Annotated in this window: 19 protein-coding genes and 3 tRNA genes; 16 read left to right on the plus strand and 6 right to left on the minus strand. The window is 72.6% G+C overall.

Annotated features, from left to right (window positions below; genetic code table 11):
- Nucleotides 1–15 precede the first annotated feature (15 nt).
- Both DEH69_RS25850 and DEH69_RS25855 read left to right on the plus strand, forming a co-directional pair.
- The gene (locus DEH69_RS25850) at nt 16–1065 is read left to right on the plus strand and encodes an ABC transporter ATP-binding protein (RefSeq protein ID WP_181727609.1); all 1050 of its coding nucleotides are present in this window, start codon (nt 16–18) and stop codon (nt 1063–1065) included.
- Nucleotides 1062–1982: a dihydrodipicolinate synthase family protein gene (locus DEH69_RS25855; RefSeq protein WP_113689403.1), complete on the plus strand. Its 921-nt coding sequence runs from the start codon at nt 1062–1064 to the stop codon at nt 1980–1982. Before DEH69_RS25850 ends, DEH69_RS25855 begins: the two co-directional genes overlap by 4 nt.
- A gap of 34 nt (nt 1983–2016) precedes the next feature.
- On the opposite strand, the gene DEH69_RS25860 is transcribed toward DEH69_RS25855, so the two are convergent.
- The 4 genes from DEH69_RS25860 to DEH69_RS25875 all read right to left on the minus strand — a co-directional run bounded on the left by DEH69_RS25860 (nt 2017) and on the right by DEH69_RS25875 (nt 7231).
- Nucleotides 2017–3246, minus strand: a complete 1230-nt coding sequence (locus DEH69_RS25860; protein WP_113689404.1) for an exo-alpha-sialidase — start codon at nt 3244–3246, stop codon at nt 2017–2019.
- 121 nt (nt 3247–3367) lie between these two features.
- Complete coding sequence (locus DEH69_RS25865) at nt 3368–4027, minus strand: NAD(P)H-binding protein (RefSeq protein WP_113689405.1); 660 nt, start codon at nt 4025–4027, stop codon at nt 3368–3370.
- Nucleotides 4028–4052: 25 nt separating this feature from the next.
- Nucleotides 4053–5954, minus strand: coding sequence for a sialidase family protein (locus tag DEH69_RS25870; RefSeq protein ID WP_113689406.1), 1902 nt, complete (start codon nt 5952–5954; stop codon nt 4053–4055).
- A gap of 77 nt (nt 5955–6031) precedes the next feature.
- The gene (locus DEH69_RS25875) at nt 6032–7231 is read right to left on the minus strand and encodes an amidohydrolase family protein (RefSeq protein ID WP_113689407.1); all 1200 of its coding nucleotides are present in this window, start codon (nt 7229–7231) and stop codon (nt 6032–6034) included.
- Nucleotides 7232–7392: 161 nt separating this feature from the next.
- Here DEH69_RS25875 and DEH69_RS25880 point away from each other — a divergent pair.
- The 8 genes from DEH69_RS25880 (at nt 7393) to DEH69_RS25915 (ending at nt 12604) form a co-directional block, all read left to right on the plus strand.
- A tRNA-Thr gene (locus DEH69_RS25880) sits at nt 7393–7465 on the plus strand.
- Between the two features lie 47 nt (nt 7466–7512).
- Nucleotides 7513–7585 (plus strand) — tRNA-Met (locus DEH69_RS25885).
- A 105-nt stretch (nt 7586–7690) separates the two neighbouring features.
- On the plus strand, nt 7691–7855 hold the full coding sequence (rpmG, locus tag DEH69_RS25890; RefSeq protein ID WP_077059582.1) for a 50S ribosomal protein L33: 165 nt from the start codon (nt 7691–7693) through the stop codon (nt 7853–7855).
- Between the two features lie 96 nt (nt 7856–7951).
- The gene (locus DEH69_RS25895; protein WP_113689408.1) at nt 7952–8404 is read left to right on the plus strand and encodes a MaoC family dehydratase N-terminal domain-containing protein; all 453 of its coding nucleotides are present in this window, start codon (nt 7952–7954) and stop codon (nt 8402–8404) included.
- Nucleotides 8401–8835, plus strand: a complete 435-nt coding sequence (locus DEH69_RS25900) for a MaoC family dehydratase (RefSeq protein ID WP_113689409.1) — start codon at nt 8401–8403, stop codon at nt 8833–8835. Before DEH69_RS25895 ends, DEH69_RS25900 begins: the two co-directional genes overlap by 4 nt.
- Nucleotides 8836–9334: 499 nt before the next feature.
- Nucleotides 9335–9904, plus strand: a complete 570-nt coding sequence (locus DEH69_RS25905) for a TetR/AcrR family transcriptional regulator (protein WP_258534963.1) — start codon at nt 9335–9337, stop codon at nt 9902–9904.
- 119 nt (nt 9905–10023) lie between these two features.
- Entirely contained in the window at nt 10024–11487 is a 1464-nt protein-coding gene (locus DEH69_RS25910) for a DHA2 family efflux MFS transporter permease subunit (protein ID WP_113689411.1), read from the plus strand.
- Between the two features lie 61 nt (nt 11488–11548).
- A complete protein-coding gene (locus DEH69_RS25915; protein ID WP_113689412.1) occupies nt 11549–12604 on the plus strand; it encodes a UDP-N-acetylmuramate dehydrogenase in 1056 nt (351 codons plus the stop codon).
- A 184-nt stretch (nt 12605–12788) separates the two neighbouring features.
- Here the strand turns inward: DEH69_RS25915 and DEH69_RS25920 are convergent, their stop codons facing one another.
- Both DEH69_RS25920 and DEH69_RS25925 read right to left on the minus strand, forming a co-directional pair.
- A complete protein-coding gene (locus DEH69_RS25920; protein WP_113689413.1) occupies nt 12789–13835 on the minus strand; it encodes an adenosine deaminase in 1047 nt (348 codons plus the stop codon).
- Nucleotides 13836–13917: 82 nt separating this feature from the next.
- Nucleotides 13918–15171 (minus strand): pyridoxal phosphate-dependent aminotransferase, encoded by a 1254-nt coding sequence (locus DEH69_RS25925; RefSeq protein WP_113689414.1) that lies wholly within the window; start codon nt 15169–15171, stop codon nt 13918–13920.
- Between the two features lie 158 nt (nt 15172–15329).
- On the opposite strand from DEH69_RS25925, the gene DEH69_RS25930 reads away from it, so the two are divergent.
- From DEH69_RS25930 to DEH69_RS25955, 6 genes are all read left to right on the plus strand, one after another.
- A tRNA-Trp gene (locus DEH69_RS25930) sits at nt 15330–15402 on the plus strand.
- A 79-nt stretch (nt 15403–15481) separates the two neighbouring features.
- Nucleotides 15482–15754 (plus strand): preprotein translocase subunit SecE, encoded by a 273-nt coding sequence (gene secE, locus DEH69_RS25935; RefSeq protein WP_113689492.1) that lies wholly within the window; start codon nt 15482–15484, stop codon nt 15752–15754.
- A gap of 40 nt (nt 15755–15794) precedes the next feature.
- The gene (gene nusG / locus DEH69_RS25940; RefSeq protein WP_113689415.1) at nt 15795–16571 is read left to right on the plus strand and encodes a transcription termination/antitermination protein NusG; all 777 of its coding nucleotides are present in this window, start codon (nt 15795–15797) and stop codon (nt 16569–16571) included.
- A gap of 167 nt (nt 16572–16738) precedes the next feature.
- Nucleotides 16739–17170: a 50S ribosomal protein L11 gene (gene rplK / locus DEH69_RS25945; protein ID WP_113689416.1), complete on the plus strand. Its 432-nt coding sequence runs from the start codon at nt 16739–16741 to the stop codon at nt 17168–17170.
- 96 nt (nt 17171–17266) lie between these two features.
- On the plus strand, nt 17267–17983 hold the full coding sequence (gene rplA / locus DEH69_RS25950; protein ID WP_113689417.1) for a 50S ribosomal protein L1: 717 nt from the start codon (nt 17267–17269) through the stop codon (nt 17981–17983).
- Nucleotides 17984–18111: 128 nt separating this feature from the next.
- A complete protein-coding gene (locus DEH69_RS25955; RefSeq protein ID WP_113689418.1) occupies nt 18112–19026 on the plus strand; it encodes a hypothetical protein in 915 nt (304 codons plus the stop codon).
- Nucleotides 19027–19028 lie beyond the last annotated feature (2 nt).

Consider the following 19028-nt stretch of genomic DNA (forward strand, 5'->3'; position numbering starts at 1 on the left):
CCCACGACGCCCCTGATGAGCGTCAGCGACGCGCACATGGTCTACCACGCCCGCACCGGCGGCCTCTTCCGCCCCGACAGGGTCCACGCGCTGACCGGCGCCGACCTGGACATCGCCCCGCGCGAGACGGTCGGCGTCGTCGGTGAGTCGGGCTGCGGCAAGTCCACCCTGGCCCGCGTCCTCGTCGGGGTCGAACGCCCCACCCGGGGCACGGTCTCCTACCGGGGCCGCGACCTGTGGGCCATGCCCGCGGACGAGCGCCGCCGCACGATCGGCGCCCATGTCGGGATGGTCTTCCAGGACCCCTCGACCGCGCTCAACCGCAGGCTGCCGATCCGCCGCGTCCTGCGCGACCCCCTCGATGTGCACCGCGTCGGCACCCCGGCCCAACGCGAGGAGCGCGTCGGCGCGTTGATGGGCCTGGTCGGCCTGCCCCGGCAGCTGGCCGACGCCCTGCCGGGGCAGCTCTCCGGGGGCCAGCGCCAACGCGTTGCCATCGCCCACGCGCTCGCCCTCGAACCCGAGCTCGTCGTCGCGGACGAGCCGACGAGCGCGCTCGACGTCTCCGTGCGCGCCCAGATCCTCAACCTCCTCCTCGACCTCAAGGAACGCCTCGGCCTCGCCCTGGTCTTCGTGTCGCACGACATCCAGACCGTGCGCCGCATGAGCGACCGCGTCGTCACCATGTACCTCGGCAGGATCGTCGAGGAGACCCCCGCGGCACGCGTCACGGCGCACGCGCGGCACCCGTACACCCGCGCGCTGTTCTCCGCGACCCCCGGGCTTCTCGACCCCATCGACCCCATCCCGCTGGCCGGGCCCGTGCCGTCGGCCGTGCGCCCGCCCAGCGGCTGCCCGTTCCGCACCCGGTGCTGGAAGGCCGACCAGGTGTGCGCCGAGTCGATGCCCGGCTTCGCCGCGAACGGCGGGAAGACTGGCGATATGCACCGATTCCGCTGTCATCACCCCGTGGGCGAGAACGAGTCGACGCGCGACCTCGTCGCCCAGGCCACCCGCGGCGCGGCCGACGCGCCCGAGGCGGCCGTGACGGAGCGGCTGCCATGAGCGTCCCGCTCGGGCTCACCGGCGTCATCCCCCCCGTCTGCACCCCGTTCACCCCGGACGGCGAGCTCGACACCGGCTCGCTGCTCCGGCTCGTCGACCACCTCACGGGGGCGGGCGTGGACGGCCTGTTCGTCCTGGGCTCCTCGTCCGAGGCCGCGTTCCTGACCGACCGCGCGCGCCGCGCGGTGACCGAGGCCGTGGCCGCCCGCGTGGGCGGCGCGCTGCCCGTGCTCGCCGGGGCGATCGACATGACCACGCCGCGCGTCATCGACCATGCGCGCGCGGCCGTCGCGGCGGGCGCGGACGCGATCGTGGCCACCGCGCCGTTCTACACCCGCACCCACCCCGCCGAGATCGAACGGCACTACCGGCTGATCGCCGAGGCCGCGGGCGTTCCCGTGGTGGCCTACGACCTGCCCACGTCGGTGGGCACCAAGCTGCCCACCGACGTCGTGCTGCGCCTCGCGGCCGACGGGGTGCTCGCGGGGCTCAAGGACTCGAGCGGCGACGAGGGCGCGCTGCGCGAGGTGGTGCGGGGGCGCGCCCCCGGCTTCAGCGTGCTTACCGGCTCCGAAGTGCTGGTCGACACCGCGATGCTGATCGGCGCCGACGGCGCGGTCCCCGGGCTCGGCAACGTGGACCCCGCGGGCTATCTCCGCGTCCACCGGGCCGCCGTCGCGGGCGACTGGGCCGCGGCCCGCGCCGAACAGGAGCGGCTGGCCGCGCTGTTCGCCATCGTGGGCGTCGGCTCGCCCGAGCGGATGGGCAGGGGCGCGGCGGGGGTCGGGGCGTTCAAGGCGGCGCTGCGGCTGCGCGGGGTCATCGACCACGCGACCCTCGCCGAGCCGCAGACGCCGCTGACCGACGAGGAGACGGCCCTGATCGCGGAACACCTGACGGCCGCCGGGCTGCTGTGAGCACCCCCGGCGGCCGTCGTTCGACCAGACCGAGCTAGAAACCGGTCAGGCGACGGAACTCGATGGTCTCGTACGGTCCTGTGACGCCCGTCTCATAGAGCACCCCGACCGTGCGCCGATCGATCTGCACCAGGTCGGAGTACGCGGCGGGCTGCTCGGACAGCGTCTCCACGCGCGCGAACGTCTGCCCCGCGTCGTCGCTGCGCCACACCGCGAGCGCCGCCCTGCGCGTCGGCACCGAGGGCCCGGCGAACAGCAACGGCGCGTGGCGCCCCTCGAGTTGGAGCACGGTCGCCTGGACGACCGGCACATCCGAGAGCGTCGGCTGCACCGCGAACTCCCGGTCGAGCGTCTCGCCCCCGTCGCTCGAATGGGAGTCGAGGCGGTTGCCCGCGCTGGTGCCGTTCTGGTCGCGGACGTTGAAGTAGAGCCGCCCGTCCGGGAGTTCGGCGGCGATGGACTCGTTGGAGTTGTTGACGCCCTCGTAGTCGTCGTCGACGTAGCCGATCCGCCACGTCGCGCCGCCGTCGTCGCTCAACAGCGCGTGCGAGCCGTAGTACCTGGCCTCCTGTCCGGTGTCGGATGACCCGTCGGGCGGGGCGGCCGAGTGGTTCGCCGGGACGACGAGGCGGCCCGCGTGCTCCCCGCGCGTGAGCGCGACGGCGTGCCCGGGACCCGTGGCGTACCAGCGCCAGTGCGGCAGCTTGGCATCCTCGGTGATCTCGCGCGGCGGCCCGAACGTCCGCCCGTGGTCGTCGCTCGTCTGCACGAACACCCGGCGGCTCTGCTCGGGCGTGACCTCACCGCGCATGATCTGCGCCTCGGTCACCTCGCCGCTGTTGAACGACGTCAGCAGCACCACGCGGCCCGTGGCCGGGTCCACGACGGGGGCGGGGTTGCCCCTGGTGTCCCCCTCGCCGCCCGCCACCAGAAGCAACGCGCCCCATGTGCACCCGCCGTCCTCCGAACGCCGGGCGACCACATCGATGTTGCCGGTGTCCCCCGCGCCCCCGACCCGGCCCTCGGCGAACGCGAGCAGCGCGCCGTCCGCCGTGGTCACCACGGCGGGGATGCGGAAGGTGTCATAGCCTTCGGTGCCCGAGACGAACGGCACCGAGGAGTCGCACGACGGCCTGTCGCGCGCCCCCTCCCGCTCGCCGTCGGGCCCTGGGTCAGCCAGGGCCACCACGGAGGTGGCCAGCACGCCGAGCACGGCGGTCGTCGTCACGACGAGCACGCGCAGGGCCGGGATCGAGGACTTCATGGCGCCGATGGTCCCTTCGCTGTGGGGGTGGCGGTGGGCAGGAGATGGGACGTCCCACCTCCGGGGACGATACGAGCGAACCCCCCACCCGACAAGGCGCCTTGACGCACCCGGCGCCCCCTCAGGCCAGCACCGCCGCCACGGCCTCGTCGATCGGCGTGGGGCCGCCCACCAGGTCGAGCGTGAGCCCGGCCGTCGCCGGGTGGTCGAGCAACGCCACCAGCACCGCCGCCACATCGTCCCTCGTCACCGCCCCGCGCGGCGCGCTCTGAGCGAGCAGCACCGTGCCCGTGCCCGGGTCGTCGGTCAGCCGCCCTGGCCGCAGGACCGTCCAGTACAGGCCAGAGCGCGACCTGACGTCGGCGTCCGCCGCGCCCTTGGCCCGCAGATACGCCGCGAACACCGGGTCCGTGCCGGGCGGTGGCTCGTCGTCCACGCCCATCGCCGAGACGACGATCAGCCGCCGCACGCCGACCCGTTCGGCCGCGTCCGCGAACAGCACCGCGGCGCCCCGGTCCACCGTGTCCTTGCGCGCCGCCCCGCTGCCGGGCCCCGCCCCGGCCGCGAAGACCGCCGCGTCCGCCCCCGCGAGATGGCGGGCCACCTCCTCGGCGCCCGCCGACTCCAGGTCGCACACGATCGGCTCGGCCCCGGCGTCCAGCAGGTCCCCCGCGTGGTCCTCGTTCCTGATCAGCCCGGCGACCTGGTCGCCCCGGCTCGCCAGCAGCCTCTCAAGGCGGCGGGCGATCTTGCCATGTCCTCCAGCGATGACTGTGCGCATGCCCCGACCGTACGCCCCAGGGCCGCTACGGCTCATCCACCGCGTCGAGCGGCAGCCGCAGCACCGCGGCGTCATCGGTCCCGGGCGGGGTCGCGTTGGACTCCCGAAGGGCCGTCAGCTCATCGGGCGCCAGGGCCCGGCGCCACACGCGCGCCTCGTCGAGCGCGCCGACCAGGCGCAGGGCGTTGTCAGGGCGCTGGCCCAGGTGGACGCCGAAGGTCGACGAGCGGCTCACCGTCCCCGGCACATCGGGCGCCGTCACCGCCGCGCCGCCGTCCACCGCGAGCGAGAGCAGCCCGCCCGAGCGGGTCAGCGCGAGATGGTGCCACGCCCCGTCGTTGAACGCGCCCTCCGTCACCACCTCGGCGTTCGCGGGCGCGTTCCCGCCCTCCACCGCGGTCAGCAGCGCGCGGACCCGGCCGCGCTCCGGCTCCCCGCGCACCCACACCTGGGGCGCGTCCCCGACCCCGCCCATCCACAGGAACGGGTGCTCCCCGCTCCCCGCCTCGTACCTGAACCACAGGCTCACCGTGAAGTCGTCGTCGCCCAGCGGCAGCGAGGTCCTGAACGGCAGCCGCACCGCCGTGTCCACCCCGTCGAACGCCAGCCCGTTCCCGAACCGCCCCGCCACGGGCGCCGCGCCCCCCAGCACCGGCGCGGGGGGAGCGCCAGGCGCGCCGTCCGGGGTCACGGGGTCGGGCGCGCGCCGGGGGCCAAGCCACTCCTCGGACACCCGCGCGAAACGGATCTCGTCCCGCGCGTCCACCGCGCCCGCCTCGTAGAGCAGCGCCACCGCGCCGTCCGCCGTCTCGGCCATGTCCGAGTAGCCCGCCCAGTCGGTCGTCAGCACCGCGCCCCGGTCCGTGGCATCCCAGGTGCGGCCCTCGTCCCACGAGGAGCGGATCATCATCGTGCGCCGCCGGTCGGGATCGGCGGGCGCGGCGAGCAGCAGCCGGTCGTAGCCGTCGTCCTCCGTCCCGCGCAGCCGCAGCAGCGAGCCCTGCACCTGTGGCGTGTACAGGTCGGGGATCGCCTCGAACGGCGCCTCGAAGCTCTCGCCGCCGTCCCTGCTGACCGCGTGGTCGCGGTGGCCGAGGTCGGTGCCGTCCTGCTCGCGGGTGTTGACATAGACCGAGCCGTCGCCCAGTTCGGCGACGGCCATCTCGGAGGGCCGCTGCCGATAGGTGCCGTCGGCCGCGATCGGCCAGCTGTCCACGGCGCCGAGCCGCCACGTCGCGCCCCCGTCGTCGCTCAGGGCCAGGGCCGCGTGGTTCTCGGTGATCCTGCCGTCCGCCCAGCTCTCGGCGTTGACGCTGAAGACCAGGCGGCCCTCGTACGGCTTCGATGCCAGCTGGACGCCGTGCAGCGGCCCCGTCGCGTACCAGGAGTTCCAGCCGTCGGGGCGCAGCTCGGCGCCCAGGTCGCGCGGCTTCGACCAGGTGACGCCGTCGTCGTCGCTCACCGAGAGGAACGGCACGCGCTCGCACGGCGCGGGGCAGTTCCCCGTGCCCGCGTCGGCGTTGCGCGTGCTGGCAAGCAGGATGCGACCCGTCTCGGCGTCGACCATCGGCGCGGGGTTCCCATGGGTCTCGCCGCCGCCCTCGTCGACCAGCTCGACCGGGCCCCAGGTGCGCCCGTCGTCGTCGGAGCGCCGGAGCACGATGTCGATGTCGCCCGCGTCGCCGCAGTGCTCGCGGCGCCCCTCGGCGAACGCCAGCAGGGTGTCGTCCGTGGTGCGCACGATCGCCGGGATGCGGAAGCAGGCGTAGCCGTCGTCGTCCGCGGCCGAGAACAGCACCTGCTGCTCGGGCCCGGCGACCGCCCCGGCCGCGGGCGCGCCAGGCACCAGGGCGAGGGGCAGGACCAGCGCCGCGGCGGCGGCGGGGCCAGCCGCCCTGCGGAGGGGAACGGGGAGGGCTGACGCCATTGTCTCGACTGCCTTTCGTGGGGCGGCGGTTGGGGGGCGTTGTGCGCGGGGTGGGGCGTTGTGCCTGGGTGGGGGGCTCAGCCGGTGGCCTGGCGCGGCAGCTCGAGCCCGCCGTCGGCGGGCGAGCCGCAGTACTCGCGCACCGCGCTGGTCCTGGCCACGATCCGCCCGCGGTGGATCACGAGCCTGCTGTACGCCTGCGACAGCACGCCCGCGACCGTCTCGCCGCGCAGCGCCAGCAGCTCGGCGGGGAAGCCCGCCTCGATCCGCACCTCGGGCAGCCCGAGCGCGCGCCGCGCGCGCCCGCTGATGGCGCCGTACGCCTCGGGCGCCTCGCACGCCCCGCGCGAGGCCAGCAGGAACGCCGCCTCCAGCGGATCGCCGCGCCCCACCGGGTTGGCCGCGTCCCGCAGCGCGCCCCCGCCCGCCGCCACCGCGACCCCCGCCGCGGTCAGCAGCCGCACGGGCGTGCTCTCGCGCGCCCTGTGGGCCGGGCCGCAGCCGCCCTGCGGCAGGCAGATCACCGTGACCCCGGCGGCGGCGAGCCGTTCGGCGCAACGGGCCGCGAGCGGGGCGGGCAGCCGGGACAGGCCCGTGCAGGGGCCGATGGCGACGCCCGAGCGGCACGCCGCCACGGCGGAGGCCAGCCGCGCGAGCCGCGCGGGGTCGTCGGCCTCGGTGTGCAGATCGATCGGGCAGCCGTGCTCGTCGGCCAGGGAGAGCAGGATCTCGAGATAACCGGCCGGATCGGGGTCCAGATCAGGACAACCACCCAGCGCGCCCGCGCCCATCTTCAGCGCGTCGCGCAACAGCGCGCGGTTGTCCGCGCCCGCGCGACCGGTGAGCAGGCGCGGCATCGCCACCGTGGTCAGCTCGGCGAGCCCGCGCAGGGCGCGCCGGGTGGCGAGCGCCCCCTCGAGGTCGGCGAGTCCGCGCGTGTCGCCGATCCTGATGTGGCTGCGCTGGGCGGTCGCCCCGTGCCCCAGCTGGACGAGCGCGGCCTCGGTGATCCTGCGGCGCAGCTCGTCGGGGGTGTCGGGCGGCGGGCCCGCCGCGACGCCGGTCAGCGCGGTGTCGTGGTGGGCGTGCGGCTCGGCGGGGGCGGGGAGCAGCAGATGGCCCGCGAGGTCGACCCGCGTTCCCTCGCCGTGCGCGGCGCCGCGCACGGCGAGGCTTCCTGGGGTGCCGACGGCCTCGATCCGGCCGCCGTACAGCCGGACGTCGACGGTCCGGCCGTCGGCGAGCCGGGGTCCGCTGAGTACGAGACGCTCTGGCATCGGAAGGAGCGTAAGGCTCGTGCCAGGTGGGCGTGGGGAGGGAGAGAATAGTCATACCGGTGTGGCCCGACGGGCGCCCCCGGCCCTCCGGCGCGGTCGGTCGCCTCCGCCCAAATCGGATTTCGCCTTGGCCGCCTCAGCGTGTAATCTCTTGAGCGCTCGCCCCAATAGCTCAGTCGGCAGAGCGTCTCCATGGTAAGGAGAAGGTCAACGGTTCGATTCCGTTTTGGGGCTCTGAGGTGTGAGACCTCCCGTTCGCGACGCGGGGTCGCTCATCTCATGGCGGCGTAGCTCAGTCGGTAGAGCAAACGGCTCATAATCGTTATGTCACCGGTTCAAGTCCGGTCGCCGCTACGCACAGTAGCCGGTTGCGAGGTCGGTCCTCCGATCGGCTACTCTCGTACGTGTTCGATCGCGTTCGATCCCGTTTCACCCGTTCATCCGTCAAGGAGCACTCACGTGGCTGCCACAGACGTCCGCCCGAAGATCACGCTGGCCTGCGTGGAGTGCAAGGAGCGGAACTACATCACCAGGAAGAACCGGCGCAATGACCCGGACCGCCTGGAGATGAAGAAGCACTGCCCGCGCTGCAACGCCCACACGGCCCACCGCGAAACGCGCTGACGCGCCCCTCCACTCCACATCGCATCGCCTCAAGGCCGCTCCTTCTCCATGGGGGGCGGCCTTCCGGCGCCTCCGGACCCGACGAGGAAGTCATCGATGGCCCTGGACCAGTCCTTCGCCGGGCGGAGTTACCCGCCCACGCCGCCCTATGAGGTCGGGCGCGAGAAGATCCGCGAGTTCGCCGAGGCCATCGGGGACTCCCACCCGGCGTACACCGACCCCGAGGCGGCCAAGCAGCTGGGCCACCCCGATGTGATCGCGCCCCCGACGTTTGTCTTCTCGATCACCTACCACGCCGCGCACCAGGTGGTGCGCGACCCGGCGCTCGGCCTCGACTACACGCGGGTGGTGCACGGCGACCAGAGGTTCGCCTATTCACGCCCCGTGCGCGCGGGCGACCGCCTCACCGTGACCTCCACGATCGAGTCGGTGCGCTCCATGGCAGGGAACGAGGTCATCGACGTGCGCGGCGACGTGCACGACGAGGCCGGCGAGCACGTCGTGACCGCGTTCACCAAGCTGGTGTCGCGCAAGAAGGAGGCGTCATGACCGCCGCGGTCGCCTACGCGGACGTCGAGCCCGGCACCGAGCTGCCGGGGGCGGCGTTCCCCGTCACCCGGGAGACGCTCGTGCGCTATGCCGGGGCCTCGGGGGACTTCAACCCCATCCACTGGAACGAGAAGTTCGCCCGCGAGGTCGGCCTGCCCGACGTCATCGCGCACGGCATGTTCACGATGGCCGAGGCCGCGCGCGTGGTGACCGACTGGGCGGGCGACCCCGCGGCGGTCGTGGAGTACGGGGTCCGCTTCACCAAGCCGGTCGTCGTGCCGAACGACGAGACGGGCGCGCTCATCGAGGTCACCGGAACGGTGGCCGCCAAGCTGGACGACGAGGCCCGCACGGTCCGCGTCGACCTGACGGCGCGGAGCGCGGGCCAGAAGGTCCTCGGCATGGCGCGGGCGGTCGTTCGCCTGGCGTGAGTCGCCGCGCTGGCCTGGGTGGGGCGGCTACGGTCTTGACGTCCTCCCGTTCGCCGTCGGCCGGGCGGACGGGTTCATGGCGGGTGCGGGTTACTGAGGGCACCTACGGGGGAGGGGGCGTCGGGCGTGCGGCCGTCTCGGTCACCGGGCTATTTCGTTGCTGGCTGGGGCCGTTCGCCGAACGGGCGCGGCCGCGTCCCTTGTGGGCGGCCGCCTGGCCGGTGGTCGGTTGCGGTGGCGCGCACCCTTCGGGCCTGCCCTGGCCGCATGTGGCGTTTTCATTCCTGGCGTCCGTTGAGCTTATGGAGCGGGCCGGTCCGGGGCCGGGGAGCGCGTCGTTCAGCGGGCACACCGGGCTTTATGTCCCGCTTACGCGGGGTCGCGGTCTCTTCTGAAACGCGGCACGTTTTGTTCAACACACACCGTGCCCCATGCGGTCGCCGTCGCAAGCCGCCCGCAGGGTTGACCAAGTTAGTGATCGAGCACTAACTTACTCCTCATGGCCAAGGAGAGCAGCCGGATGTCGGCCGAGGAGCGGCGCGAGAGCGTGGTGCGGGCCGCCATCGTCGAGTTCGCCCGTGGAGGGTACGCGGGGACATCGACGGCTGCCATCGCCCGCCGTGTGGGGGTCTCCCAGCCGTATCTGTTCCGCCTCTTCCCCGACAAGCGCGAGATCTTCCTGGCCGCCGCGGAGCGGTGCACGCAGGACATCCGCCGCGTTTTCGACGAGGCGGCGCGGAAGGTCGACCTGTCCGAGATCCTCGAGGTCAAGGAGGCGATGGCCGACGCCTATCTGGATCTGGTCGAGGACCGCGACGGCCTGCTGTTCCAGCTCCAGATGTATGTGGCGGTGCAGATCGCCGAGGCGTCGGGGGACGCGGAGTTCGGCGAGCGGATCAGGGCCGCGTGGCTCGAGCTGTACGACTCCGCGCGCATGCACCTGGGCGCCGACGACGAGCTGATCGGCACGTTCTTCAGCGTGGGCATGCTGATCAACGTCCTGGTGGCGATGGGCTTCCCACCGGAGCACCGGGTCTGGAACATCTGCCCCGGCATGCACGACGCCTGAGCGCCCACCGGCTCCCTGATCTCGTCACGCACGGTGCACCCGTGTGTACCCAAAAGTTATTGACCGATCACTACCTGGCGCGGTCGTCCGGCCGCCAACGCCGTTCTCCGGAGGGGGACATGTCCGACAACGAACCGCCCGCGCAGCCCAAGGCCCATCGCGCCCTGGTCGTCTGGACCCTGCTGGTCACGAGTGCCGCCACGTTCATGGCGTCCCTTGACAACCTCGTGGTCACCACCGCCCTGCCCGTCATCCGCGACGACCTCGGCGGCGACCTGGCCGACCTCGAGTGGATCGTCAACGGCTACACGCTCCCGTTCGCCTGCCTCCTGCTGCTCGGTGCGGCGCTTGGCGACCGCTTCGGCCGCCGCCGCATCTTCGGCATCGGCGTCGCGCTCTTCACCGTCTCGTCGGCGGCCGCCGCGCTCGCCGGTTCGCCCGGCGCGCTGATCGCCGCGCGCGCCGCCCAGGGCACCGGTGCGGCGATCCTGCTGCCGCTGAGCCTCACCCTGATCTCCGCGGCCGTGCCCGCCGCCCGCCGCGGCGCCGCGTTCGGCATCTGGGGCGCGGTCAACGGCCTCGCCATCGCCAGCGGCCCGCTCGTCGGCGGCGCCATCACCGAACACCTGACCTGGCAGTGGATCTTCTGGCTGAACATCCCCATCGGCCTCGCCGTCCTGCCGCTCGTCTACACCCGCCTCGCCGAGAGCCACGGCCCCAACAACCGCCTCGACCTGATCGGCGCGGTCCTCGCCAGCGGCGGCCTCTTCGGGATCGTTCTCTCGATCGTCCGCGGCCACGAGCACGGCTGGACCTCGGGCCCCGTGCTCGCCGGGTTCGCCGTGGGCGCGGTGCTGCTCGTGGCGTTCGTGCTGTGGGAGCTGCGCACGCCGCACCCGATGCTCCCGATGCGCTTCTTCAGGTCGAGGACGTTCACCGCGATCAACGTCGCCAGCCTGCTGATGTTCCTCGGGATGTTCGGCTCGATCTTCCTGCTGACGCAGTTCCTCCAGCTGATCCAGGGCTACTCGCCCATGGAGGCGGGCCTGCGCATGCTGCCGTGGACCGCGATGCCCATGCTCGTCGCCCCGCTCGCCGGAGCGCTGAGCGACCGCGTCGGCGGGCGGCCCATCGTGGCCACGGGCCTGGCGCTGATGGCCGCGGGCCTCGGCTGGTTCGCGGTGCTCGCCGAGCCCGACGTGAGCTATGCGAGCCAGGTGCCCGCGTTCGTGATCTGCGGCATCGGCATGGCGATGTTCTTCGCGCCGACCGGTGCCATGGTCATGGGCTCCGTCTCCCCCGAGGAGGAGGGCATAGCCTCCGGCGTGAACAACGCCCTCCGCGAGGTCGGCGGCGCCCTCGGCGTCGCGGTCCTGGCCTCCGTCTTCGCCTCCCAGGGCGGCTACGAGACCCCGCGGCGCTTCACCGACGGGCTCGTCCCCGCGCTGTGGCTCGGCGCCGCGGCCCTGGTCGCGGCGACGGTGGCGATCCTGTTCACCGCCAACGCCCGCCGCCCCGGCCCCGCGCCCGATGGACCCCTCGCCAAGGAGCCCCCGCGCACCCCGGTCACCATGACCGCATGACCGGCGCCCCCCGCCCGCGGTGGAGGGGCGGGCGGGGGGCGTCCCCCTTACCCTGAGGACCGTGCACGAGACCCGTAACGCGCCGCTCGCCCCGCTGACCACCCTCCGGCTCGGCGGGGCCGCCGCACGCCTGATCACCGCCACCACCGACGACGAGGTCGTCGCCGCCGTCGCCGAGGCGGACGCGAGCGGCACGCCGCTCCTCCTCATCGGCGGCGGCAGCAACCTGGTCATCGCCGACAGCGGCTTCCCCGGCACCGCCCTGCGCATCGCCACCACCGGCTTCGCACTCGACGGCACCCGCCTCGAACTGGCCGCTGGCGAGGACTGGTCGGCCGCCGTCGGCCGCGCCGTCGAGGCCGGGCTCGCCGGGATCGAGTGCCTGGCCGGGATCCCGGGATCCGCGGGCGCCACCCCCGTGCAGAACGTCGGCGCCTACGGCCAGGAGGTCTCAAGCGTCCTCACCGAGGTCGTCGCCTACGACCGCCTCAGCCGCGCAACGGTCACCCTCCCCGCCGCCGCGTGCGGATTCGCCTACCGGCACAGCAGGTTCAAGGCCGACCCCGACCGTTTCGTCGTGCTGCGCGTCCGGTTCGCGCTCGAGGACGCCGGAGGGCTCTCCGCCCCCATCCGCTACGCCGAGGCCGCCCGGCTGCTCGGCGTCGAGCCGGGCGACCGCGTTCCCGCGGCTGAGGCCCGCGACGCGGTCGTCAAGCTGCGCACCGGCAAGGGCATGGTCCTCGACCCCGAGGACCACGACACGTGGTCCGCTGGCTCGTTCTTCACCAACCCCCTGCTCGACGAGGCCCAGTTCGCCGCCTTCCTCGACCGCGTCGCCGACCGCCTCGGCCCCGATGTCGCCGCGCCCGCCTACCCGGCCGAGGACGGCCTCACCAAGACGTCGGCGGCCTGGCTGATCGAACGCGCCGGGTTCACCAAGGGCTATGGAACGGGCCCGGCCCGCATCTCGGGCAAGCACACCCTCGCCCTCACCAACCGCGGCACCGCCCGCACCGCCGACCTGCTCGCCCTGGCCCGCGAGGTCCGCGACGGCGTCCGCGCGACGTTCGGCGTGACCCTGGTCAACGAGCCGGTCCTGGTCGGCACATCACTCTGACGCTGCGCGCTTCCCCCGCGCGGGGCACGGTGTGTAGTGAACAGAACGCGCCCCGTGTCAGAAGATACCCCGACCCCGCGTAAGCGGGGGATAAGCACCGCCCCGCCACCTGAGCTCAACGTGCGCGCGGCGAACGGGAGGACGTTCAGCCCTGAGCGGCCCCCACCCAGCCCCCGCCAAAAGCCTAAAGCGCCAGCCACTCGTCGATCTCCACCAGGATCTTGTCCCGCACATCCTCAGGAGCCGCCGAGGCGCGGACCGACTGGCGGGCCAGGTCGGCCAGTTCGGCGTCCGTGAAGGCGTGGTGCTCGCGCGCGATCTCGTACTGCGCCGCGAGGCGCGAGCCGAAGAGCAGCGGGTCGTCGGCCCCCAGGGCCATCGGCACGCCCGCCCCGAACAGCGTCCGCAGCGGCACGTCGGCCAGCGTCGGATACACGCCGAGCGCGACGTTCGACGCCGGGCACACCTCGCACGTCACGCGCGCCTCGGCCAGCCGCTCCAGCAGCCGCGGGTCCTCCGCCGCCCGCACCCCGTGCCCGATCCGGCTCGCCCGCAGGTCGTCGAGGCAGTCCCGCACGCTGCGCGGCCCCGAGAGCTCGCCCCCGTGCGGAGCCGCGAGCAGCCCGCCCTCCCGCGCGATCGCGAACGCGCGGTCGAAGTCCCGTGCAAAGCCCCGGCGTTCGTCGTTGGACAGGCCGAACCCCACGATCCCCCTGTCCCGGTAGCGCACCGCGAGCCGCGCCAGCGTCCTGGCCTCCAGGGGGTGCTTGATCCGGTTCGCCGCGACCAGCAGCCGCATCCCGAGCCCGGTCTCGCGCGACGTCGTCTCCACGGCGTCGAGGATGATCTCGAGCGCGGGGGAGAGCCCGCCGAGGCGCGGCGCGTACGACGTCGGGTCCACCTGGATCTCCAGCCAGCGCGACCCGTCCCGCAGATCCTCCTCGGCCGCCTCGCGCACCAGCCGCTGGATGTCCTCGGGCCGCCGCAGGCACGAGCGCGCGATGTCGTAGAGCCGCTGGAAGCGGAACCAGCCGCGCTCGTCCGTGGCCCGCAGCCGCGGCGGCCGCGCGCCGCTCAGCGCCTCGGGCAGGTGAACGCCGTACTTGTCCGCCAGCTCGATCAGCGTGCCGGGCCGCATCGAGCCGGTGAAGTGCAGATGCAGATGCGCCTTGGGGAGCGAACGGACATCACGTCCGGGACCAACACGAGCCATCCCAAGATCTTGCCGCATCCCGGCAGATCGCTGGTAGTCGCATGACCCGGACGTGTTGCCCGCCGAACAACCGCCTCAGTGACGGCCCCTGGCGACCGCCTCAGCCCAGCAGCTTCTGCAACCGCGAGACGCCCTCGACGAGGTCGTCGTCGCCGAGCGCGTAGGACAGCCGCAGATACCCCGGCGTGCCGAACGCCTCGCCCGGCACCACCGCGACCTCGGCCTCATCGAGCAGCACCCCGGCAAGCTCCAGGCTCGTCGCGGGGCGCCGCCCGCGGATGTCGCGGCCCAGCAGGCCCTTGACCGACGGGTAGGCGTAGAACGCGCCCGACGGCTCGGGGCACTCGACGCCTTCGATCTCGTTGAGCATCCGCACGATCGTCCCGCGCCGCCGGTCGAACGCCTCCCGCATCGCCGACACCGCCGTCAGGTCGCCCGAGACGGCGGCCAGGGCGGCGGCCTGCGCGACGTTGCTGACGTTGGACGTCGCGTGCGACTGGAGGTTTGTCGCGGCCTTGACCACGTCGCCAGGGCCGAGCAGCCAGCCCACGCGCCAGCCGGTCATCGCGTAGGTCTTGGCGACGCCGTTCACCACGAGGCAGCGGTCGGCCAGCTCGGGCACCGACACCGGGAGCGACGTGGCCTTCGCCGCGCCGTACACCAGGTGCTCGTAGATCTCGTCGGTCAGCACCCACAGGCCGTGCTCGAGCGCCCAGCGGCCGATCTCCTCGGTCTGCTCACGGGAGTAGACCGCGCCCGTGGGGTTCGAAGGGGAGACGAAGAGCAGCACCTTCGTCCGCTCGGTCCGCGCCGCCTCAAGCTGCGCGACGGACGCCAGATAGCCGCTGGTCTCGTCCGTGACCACCTCGACGGGGACGCCGCCAGCCAGCCGGATCGACTCGGGGTAGGTGGTCCAGTAGGGGGCGGGAACGATGACCTCGTCGCCCGGGTCGAGCAGCGCGGCGAACGCCTCGTAGATCGCCTGCTTCCCGCCGTTGGTGATCAGCACCTGCGACGGCTCGACCCGCAGCCCGGAGTCGCGCAGCGTCTTGGTGGCCACCGCCTCCTTCAGCTCGGGGAGCCCGCCGGGCGGGGTGTAGCGGTGGAAGCGGCTGTTGTGGCACGCGGCCGCCGCGGCCTCCACGATGTAGCCGGGCGTGGGGAAGTCGGGCTCCCCCGCGCCGAAGCCGATCACGGGCCGCCCGGCGGCCTTGAGGGCCTTCGCCTTGGCGTCCACCGCGAGCGTCGCGGACTCCGAGATCGCCCCGACCCGGGCGGAGACCCGGCGCCCTGCGGGGGATGCTGAGGGTGGGACGGGGGAGGAGGCTGCGGAGGAAGGGGAAACGGCACTCATGGGGGCATCGTCCCAGACCGCCCCCTGACATGGCACCCGGGTTGCCGGGACGTCGCGGGCGGTGGACCCATGAGCCGTTCGACGATTGGTGATTCACCACGTACACTCCTCACCGGTGGCGCCTCTGATGCGGTACGTTGTCGGGCACCACGCGGCAAAGGGTCGTAGCTCAATTGGTAGAGCACTGGTCTCCAAAACCAGCGGTTGGGGGTTCAAGTCCCTCCGGCCCTGCTACACAAAATGAACAGCCGTCCGGGTGGCCGGGCGGCTTATGACCATGACCGGGATCAGGTGAGGACGAGTGGCTGGGATCACGGACTCCGTGGAGACGCCAGAGCCCCGAGAGCCCCGGGGCGAGGGCAGCACCGGCCGCCGGGGCAGGCGCGCCAAGAGGGGCCGCTTCGGCCGTCTCGCGCTGTTCTACCGCCAGGTGATCGCGGAGCTGCGCAAGGTCGTCTGGCCGTCGCGGCGCCAGCTGTCCACGTACACGACGGCGGTGATCGTCTTCGTCGTCGTCGTCATCCTGATCCTGACCGTGCTTGACTGGGGAATGAGCCGGGCCGTCGAGTACGTCTTCGGCTGATTCGCTCCCCTCTCCCGAATGTCAGGAAGTAGCAGCTACCGTGTCTGACCCGAATCCTTACCACGCCGCGCCCGACGCCGAGGGCGAGGAGGAGACCGCCCGCGATACCGCGGAGGCGGCGGTCGACACCGCGGACGCCACCGACGTCGATCAGGCCCAGGCGGCGGCTGAGGAGCCGGAGCAGCAGCCGGAGCCCGAGCCGGTCGACCCGATCGCCCAGCTCCGCGAGGAGCTGCGCGTCCTCCCCGGCGAGTGGTACGTCGTGCACACCTACGCCGGTTACGAGAACCGCGTCAAGACGAATCTTGAGCAGCGCGCCGTCTCGTTGAACGTCGAGGACTACATCTTCCAGGTCGAGGTGCCGCAGGAGGAGGTCGTCCAGATCAAGAACGGCGACCGCCGCACCATCAAGCAGAACAAACTGCCCAGTTACGTCCTGGTGCGGATGGACCTGACGAACGAGTCCTGGGGCGTCGTGCGCAACACCCCCGGCGTCACCGGCTTCGTCGGCAACGCCTACGACCCCTACCCCCTGACCCTCGACGAAATCGTCAAGATGCTGGCCCCCGAGGCCGAGCAGAAGGCCGCGGAGGCCGCGGCCGAGGGCGGCGGCCAGGCGGGCGGCCGCAAGGTCGAGGTCCAGGTGCTCGACTTCGAGGTCGGCGACTCGGTCACGGTCACCGACGGCCCGTTCGCGACCCTCCAGGCGACGATCAACGAGATCAACGCCGACTCGAAGAAGGTCAAGGGCCTGGTCGAGATCTTCGGCCGCGAGACCCCGGTCGAGCTGAGCTTCGACCAGATCCAGAAGAACTAGGCCGACCCCGGCCCCGCCGACCGCGGGATCGCGTCATCACCCGGCTCGGATTTGGGCCGGGTGAGGTCAGCCATTACCGTAGTGCGGTATGCCCGCGGGCGGGCACGGCACAGGCCCCCCGCGTTCGGCGCACACCCAACCCACAGAAGGACCCGGAGGGCGAGCGCATGCCGCCGAGGAAGAAAGTCACAGGGCTGATCAAGCTCCAGATCCAGGCCGGAGCGGCCAACCCCGCGCCGCCTGTCGGTCCGGCGCTGGGCCAGCACGGCGTGAACATCATGGAGTTCTGCAAGGCCTACAACGCCGCGACCGAGTCGCAGCGCGGCTGGGTCATCCCGGTGGAGATCACGGTCTACGAGGACCGTTCCTTCACCTTCATCACCAAGACCCCGCCCGCCGCGAAGATGATCCTCAAGGCCGCGGGCGTGGAGAAGGGCTCGGGCGAGCCCCACAAGACCAAGGTCGCCAAGATCACGCGCGCCCAGGTCCGGGAGATCGCCACGACCAAGATGCCCGACCTCAACGCCAACGACCTGGACGCCGCCGAGAAGATCATCGCCGGTACCGCCCGTTCCATGGGCGTCACCGTCGAGGGCTGACGCGCGACGCGCGAGTCGGCGCACCGCAAGCCCACCGTGGCAGGGCCCGCGCTGGCCCGGACCACGACTCCCCCGTCAACGCCCGTAGGAGCAGCAGTGAAGCGCAGCAAGAACCTCCGCGGCGCGGACGCCAAGGTCGACAGGACCCGCGTCTACGCACCGCTCGAGGCCGTTCGCCTCGCCAAGGACACCTCGATCACCAAGTTCGACGCGACCGTCGAGGTCGCCATGCGCCTGGGTGTCGACCCGCGCAAGGCCGACCAGATGGTCCGCGGCACCGTCAACCTCCCGCACGGCACCGGCAAGACCGCCCGGGTCCTGGTCTTCGCGACCGGTGACCGTGCCGCGGCGGCGGAGGCCGCGGGGGCCGACATCGTCGGCTCCGACGAGCTGATCGACGAGGTGGCCGGTGGGCGCCTCGACTTCGACGCCGTCGTGGCCACCCCCGACCTGATGGGCAAGGTCGGCCGCCTCGGCCGCGTGCTGGGCCCCAGGGGTCTCATGCCGAACCCCAAGACCGGCACCGTCACCCCCGATGTGGCCAAGGCCGTCACGGACATCAAGGGCGGCAAGATCGAGTTCCGCGTGGACAAGCACGCGAACCTCCACTTCGTCATCGGCCGCGTCTCGTTCGACGAGAGCAAGCTGGTGGAGAACTACGCCGCCGCGCTCGAGGAGATCCTCAGGCTCAAGCCGTCCGCGGCCAAGGGGCGTTACCTCAAGAAGGCGACCATCACCACCACGATGGGCCCCGGCGTGCCGGTCGACACCAACCGCACCCGTGACCTCCTGGCGGAGGAAGCCGTCGCCTGAGCCGGAGATGTCGCGCCCGTCCCCGTTCTGTTACAGAGCGGGGGCGGGCATTTTCGTTGTCAGAGGGTCGAGTTAGCGTGAAACGAGATCGACACAGGCGTTGACGGACCACGAAAGGACCGGGAGACATGCGTCCCACACGGAAGGTCGCGCTCGGCTTCGCGACGGCCGCCCTGCTCGCGGGCACGGCGGCGTGCGGCGACTCCGAGGAGACGACGGACGGCAGCTCCGGGAACGGCGGGGGCCGCTCGGCCGGATCGCCCTTCGAGGCGGTCTCCGCGGCGGCCGAGACGACGCGCGAGGTCACCTCGGCCCGTTTCGAGGCCACGATGAGCAGCCCCGCCCAGGCGGGCGGCGACGTCGAGATGTCGGGCGCCATGTCGTGGGACCCCGAGCTGGCCATGGACCTCACCATGACGGGCGAGGCGCTCGCGGCCGACCCGTCCGTGCCCCAGGAGGTCGATGTCGTCTGGGTCGATGGCGTGATGTACATGCACATGGGCCAGGAGTTCGCGGCGGAGTTCGACGGGCGCGGCTGGATGGCCATGGACCTCATGTCCCTGGCCGAGGAGACGGGCGACCCGGCCGTGGCCGACTCGATGTCGTTCGGCCTCGACTCGGCGAACCAGGACCCGGCGCAGCAGCTCGGGTTGCTCCTTGAGGCGCCCGAGATCCAGCTGGTCGGCGAGGAGACGCTCGACGGCGTGGGGACCACGCGCTACCAGGGCACCATCTCCGTCGAGGACGCCATCGAGCGCGACGGCGGCACGGAGGCGCTGCTGACCGACGAGGAGCGCGACCAGCTCGTCGAGGCGATGAACTCCCAGGGCATCGAGAGCTACGACCTCGACGTGTGGGTCGACGAGAACGACTACCCGGTCCAGATCCACCAGTCCTTCGACACCGACGCGGGCCCCGTGGAGTACGAGGTCAGGTACAGCGACTACGGCACCGACGTCTCCGCCGAGGCCCCGCCCGCCGAGACGGTCGTGGACTTCATGGAGCTGCTCGAGCAGCTGGAGAGCGGGATGGCGCAGGGCTGAGG

Source organism: Streptomyces sp. PT12 (genome assembly GCF_003311645.1).
GTDB lineage: Bacteria > Actinomycetota > Actinomycetes > Streptomycetales > Streptomycetaceae > Streptomyces.

What these genes read in the sequence shown, in the direction of transcription:
- DEH69_RS25850 (WP_181727609.1), top strand. Translation starts at nt 16, where the DNA reads ATGAGCGTCAGCGACGCGCACATGGTCTACCACGCCCGCACCGGCGGC.
- DEH69_RS25855 (WP_113689403.1), top strand. Translation starts at nt 1,062, where the DNA reads ATGAGCGTCCCGCTCGGGCTCACCGGCGTCATCCCCCCCGTCTGCACC.
- DEH69_RS25860 (WP_113689404.1), bottom strand. Translation starts at nt 3,246, where the DNA reads ATGAAGTCCTCGATCCCGGCCCTGCGCGTGCTCGTCGTGACGACGACC.
- DEH69_RS25865 (WP_113689405.1), bottom strand. Translation starts at nt 4,027, where the DNA reads ATGCGCACAGTCATCGCTGGAGGACATGGCAAGATCGCCCGCCGCCTT.
- DEH69_RS25870 (WP_113689406.1), bottom strand. Translation starts at nt 5,954, where the DNA reads ATGGCGTCAGCCCTCCCCGTTCCCCTCCGCAGGGCGGCTGGCCCCGCC.
- DEH69_RS25875 (WP_113689407.1), bottom strand. Translation starts at nt 7,231, where the DNA reads ATGCCAGAGCGTCTCGTACTCAGCGGACCCCGGCTCGCCGACGGCCGG.
- DEH69_RS25895 (WP_113689408.1), top strand. Translation starts at nt 7,952, where the DNA reads ATGGCCCTGGACCAGTCCTTCGCCGGGCGGAGTTACCCGCCCACGCCG.
- DEH69_RS25900 (WP_113689409.1), top strand. Translation starts at nt 8,401, where the DNA reads ATGACCGCCGCGGTCGCCTACGCGGACGTCGAGCCCGGCACCGAGCTG.
- DEH69_RS25905 (WP_258534963.1), top strand. Translation starts at nt 9,335, where the DNA reads ATGGCCAAGGAGAGCAGCCGGATGTCGGCCGAGGAGCGGCGCGAGAGC.
- DEH69_RS25910 (WP_113689411.1), top strand. Translation starts at nt 10,024, where the DNA reads ATGTCCGACAACGAACCGCCCGCGCAGCCCAAGGCCCATCGCGCCCTG.
- DEH69_RS25920 (WP_113689413.1), bottom strand. Translation starts at nt 13,835, where the DNA reads ATGCGGCAAGATCTTGGGATGGCTCGTGTTGGTCCCGGACGTGATGTC.
- DEH69_RS25925 (WP_113689414.1), bottom strand. Translation starts at nt 15,171, where the DNA reads ATGAGTGCCGTTTCCCCTTCCTCCGCAGCCTCCTCCCCCGTCCCACCC.
- rplK (WP_113689416.1), top strand. Translation starts at nt 16,739, where the DNA reads ATGCCGCCGAGGAAGAAAGTCACAGGGCTGATCAAGCTCCAGATCCAG.
- DEH69_RS25955 (WP_113689418.1), top strand. Translation starts at nt 18,112, where the DNA reads ATGCGTCCCACACGGAAGGTCGCGCTCGGCTTCGCGACGGCCGCCCTG.